This is a genomic window from Streptomyces sp. NPDC060198, assembly GCF_042728415.1.
GTDB lineage: Bacteria > Actinomycetota > Actinomycetes > Streptomycetales > Streptomycetaceae > Streptomyces.
Genome location: NZ_JBHWZJ010000519.1, coordinates 1 through 3,949, shown reverse-complemented (window position 1 = coordinate 3,949; position 3,949 = coordinate 1). Strand labels below are relative to the sequence as shown.

The following is a 3,949-nucleotide window of genomic DNA, read 5'->3' as shown; positions in this document are numbered from 1 at the left end:
TGCCCGGGCGGCGGCCCTTCGCAGGACGTCCGACCGCAGAGATCCGCTGTTCAGACACTCCCGTCCACGTCAGACCTTCCCGCTCCGTCGCCGCATTCCGTCGTGTCCATGACGGTCTCCCGCGACCTCCGCAAACAGGTGATCGTACACATGCCATCGCTACTGGGTGCCGCAGCCGGACTCCGCTCCGTGGAATCGGGTGCGAGCCCGCGCTCGGTCGTCCCGGGCCGCCAGCGCTGGGACGTCGAGCTGGTGCTCGGGCGGCCCCGGACGGCCGAGATCCTCGCCGCCGTGCTGCGCCGCGTCCCCGGGATCACCGAGGCCCGGGCCAGCTCGGTCACCGGCGGAGTGCTCGTCCGGCACGACGCGCGGCTGCGCGCCGCGGACGTCGGCCGGATCGTCCGCGGCGCCGTCACCAGGGTCGCCCTGAACGCGACCGGAGCGGGACGTCCGGCACCGGACTCCGCCGTCGTTCCGGTCCCGCGCGCGGACCTCGGCCCGGTCGTGCGCCCGGTGCTCGCCGTCGGCGGCGGGATCGTGGCCGGGACAGCGCTGGTCAAGGGGTCGGCGAGGAGCAAGCAGCTGGTGGCCGCGGGCGGGGTCGCCGCGGCGACCGCGATCGTCCTCCGGAAAGCCTGGCGCCAGACGGTCGAGGCGTCGCGGCACGCGGCAGGGGGTGCCGAACGCCACCCCCTGCTGGAGATCGTCGGACCGCACCGCCGCCGCCTCTGCCGGGCCGCCGCCCTGTCCGTCGCCTGCCAGGCCGCGGAGATGGCGCTCGGCACCTTCCTCGGATGGACCGGACTCGTCCTCATCAAGGGCGAGGCGGCTCCGCTGGTCAGCCTCGGCCTGACCACCGCGTCCGCCCAACTCCTCGGGCTGGCAGGGCTGGTGGCCGCCGCCTGTGCCGCGGTGGCCGGCCTCTCCTACGCCTCGAACCTGCAATGGCGCCGGCTCGGCCAGGACATCGAGCACGACTGGCGGAGCCGCGCCTACCGGCACGTCCAGCATCTCGAACTGGCCCACTTGGAAGGCGAGCGGACCAGCCGGGTGACCGGCACCCTCACCAACGACGTCGGCCAGTTGGGCGCCTTCTTCGCCGGCCCGGCCAACGACGTGCTGCAACTCGGCACCAGTCTCGCCGTCCTGGTGCCGGCGTTCCTCCTGCTGGCACCGCAGATCGCCTGGATCGCGTTCCTGCCGATCCCGGTCATCGCCTGGCTCTCCCTGCACCACCAGAACAAGGCCGCGGCCACCTACGCCGCCACCGGCGAGCACCGGGCCAGGCTCGGCAGTCAGGTGATCAACTCACTCGAAGCCGGTGCGACGGTCAAGAGTTTCTGCACCGAGGACTACGAGGCGGCACGCGTCGACGAGCTCAGCGAGTCGGTCCAGGAGAGCAGCCGGCAGGCCGACCGGAGCACGATCCGCCACGCCGAGACCGTCCGGGCCTGCACCACCGCGTCCATGGCCGGCACGCTGCTGATCGGCGGTCGTTCGGTACTCAACGGCACCCTGCGCTTCGAGGTGTTCAGCCCGCTGATCGGGCTGCCCCAGATGCTGCTGATGCGGATGAGCCGGCTCGGCGGCATCACCGACCAGTACCAGCGCACCCTTGCCTCCTACGACCGGGTCCGGCGTCTGCGCGCCCTGCCCGTCGAGACCGACAGCGGCGAGGGGACGCTCGAACCCGCCGAGGTGCGGGGCGAGATCGTCCTCGACAAGGTCACCTTCGCCTACCCCGGCCGCCCGGCGACGCTGGAGGATCTCTCGCTGACCATCCCGGCCGGACAGGTGACCGCCCTGGTGGGCGCCACCGGCTCCGGCAAGACGACGATCGCCAAACTTCTGATGCGCTACCAGGACGCGGAACGCGGCCGGGTACTGCTCGACGGCATGGACGTCCGCGACCTGCGGCGGCACGACCTCCGCCACGTCATCGGCTTCGTCGCGCAGGACCCGTTCCTCTTCGACGGAAGCATCGCCGACAACATCCGCTACGGCACCTTCGGAGCCTCGCACGAGGACGTGCTCAGGGCCGCCGCCATGGCCGAGGCGCACACTTTCGTCGCCACCCTGCCCGACGGTTACGACACGCTGATCGGTGAACGCGGCGCCACGCTCTCCGGCGGCCAGCGGCAGCGGATCGCCCTGGCGCGCGCGATCCTCAAGGACCCACCGGTCGTCATCCTCGACGAGGCCACCTCCGCCGTGGACAACGAGACCGAGGCCGCCATCCAGCGCACGCTGCGCGGCTTCGCGGCGGACCGGACGATGATCGTGATCGCCCACCGCCTCTCCACGGTCCGCCACGCCGACCGGATCTACGTCATGGACAAGCGAGGCATCGTCGCCGAGCAAGGCACCCACGACGAACTCCTCGCCCAGCACGGGCTCTACACATCCCTCTGGCAGCTCCAGGCCGGCGAAATCGCCGCCTGACCGCAGACACGGGCCGCCCCCGCCGACCGCGTGACACACACCGCGGCCGGCCCGGTCGGCACGCCCTGCGCGCATGCCCACCCATACTTCTGGAGGTACCCCCATGTCCCGTCGTGACGGCGACGTCCTTTCCCTGACCGCTGCCCAGCGGGAGATCTGGCTTGCCGAGCAGGGCTCCCGGACGCCGATCCCCGGCTACCGCGTCGGTGAGTGCCTGGAGATCCAGGGGCCGGTCGATCCTGTGCTCTTCGAAACCGCGCTGCGCCGGGTCGTGGACGAGGTCGACGCCCTGCACGTGACCTTCGTCGACGACGGTGAGGGCCCGCGCCAGATCCTCCGCGAGACCTGGGACTGGGAGCCCGCACACCTCGACTTCGGCGGGGAGCCCGATCCCCGGGCGGCAGCCATGCGATGGATGGAGCAGGACCTGGCCCGCCCGTTAAACCTCGCCCGCGACCCGCTGTTCGGCCACGCGCTGGTCCGGCTGTCGCCGACCGAGTTCCTCTGGTACCTGAACTACCACCACCTGGTGCTGGACGCGATCAGCAGCTCCATGGTCCGGCAGCGGGTCGGCGAGGTGTACTCGGCCTTGGCCGAGGGCGACGAGGTGGCGCCCTGCCCGTTCGGCCCCCTCCGCGATCTGGTCGACAGCGACGCCGCCTACCGCGTCTCCGCCGACTTCACCTCCGACCGCTCCTACTGGACCGGGCGCTTCGCGGATCTGCCCGCCCCGACACGGCTCACCACCACCTCCGCGACCGACCCGCACCAAGCCCTGCGCCTGGCCGAGGAGCGGGAGCTGCGCAGTCCTGAGGCGCTGCGTGCCTCGGCCGACCGGGCCGGTGTCCGGTGGTCCCGTCTGGTGATCGCGGCGACGGCGCTCTACGCCCACCGGCTGAGCGGCGCCCAGGACGTGGTGCTCGCCCTTCCCGTCACCGCCCGCCGGGGCTCCGGTCCCAGCCTGATGACCGTGCCCGGCACCATGTCCAACGTGGTGCCCCTGCGGCTGACCGTGCGCCCAGACATGTCCTGGGGCGAACTCGTCGCCCAGGTGGCCCGGGAGGTCGAGTCGGCACTCGCGCACGAGCGGTACCGCAGCGAGGACCTGCTGCGCGACCTCGGCGCACCCGGCGGCATCGGCACGGCGTTCCCGTTGATCGTCAACATCATGGCCTTCAACGCCAGGCCGAGCTTCGCCGGACACCCCGCTTCGGTCCACCACTTCGTGTCGGGGTCGACCACCGACCTGGCCCTCTGGGTGTTCGACTACCGGGACGGCAACCCCCCGCTCCTCCGGCTGCACGGAGCTCCGGAAGCGTACGGCGACGACGACCTCGCCGCGCACCAGCAGCGGCTGCTCGCCCTGCTCGACGCCGTCGCGGAGTGTGATCCGGACGAGGCTGTCGGCCGTATCGATCTGCTGACGGCCGACGAGCGGGGTGAGTTGGCAGCGCTGGGTGCGGGTCCGGTGGCCGGGGTGTCCGGTGAGGGTTTGTTGGAGTTGTTC

At 71.9% G+C, this 3,949-nt stretch carries 2 protein-coding genes; both read left to right on the top strand.

Annotation, left to right across the window (positions count from 1 at the left end; all coding sequences use genetic code 11):
• Positions 1-150: 150 nt before the first annotated feature.
• Positions 151-2,442: an ATP-binding cassette domain-containing protein gene (locus tag ACFWEP_RS32720; protein WP_387375642.1), complete on the top strand. Its 2,292-nt coding sequence runs from the start codon at positions 151-153 to the stop codon at positions 2,440-2,442.
• 103 nt (positions 2,443-2,545) lie between these two features.
• A partial coding sequence (locus tag ACFWEP_RS32715) for a condensation domain-containing protein (RefSeq protein WP_387375640.1) occupies positions 2,546-3,949 on the top strand: 1,404 nt, incomplete at its 3' end.

Excerpts from the sequence above, each read along its gene's own strand:
- ACFWEP_RS32720 (WP_387375642.1), top strand. The coding sequence starts at position 151 with ATGCCATCGCTACTGGGTGCCGCAGCCGGACTCCGCTCCGTGGAATCG.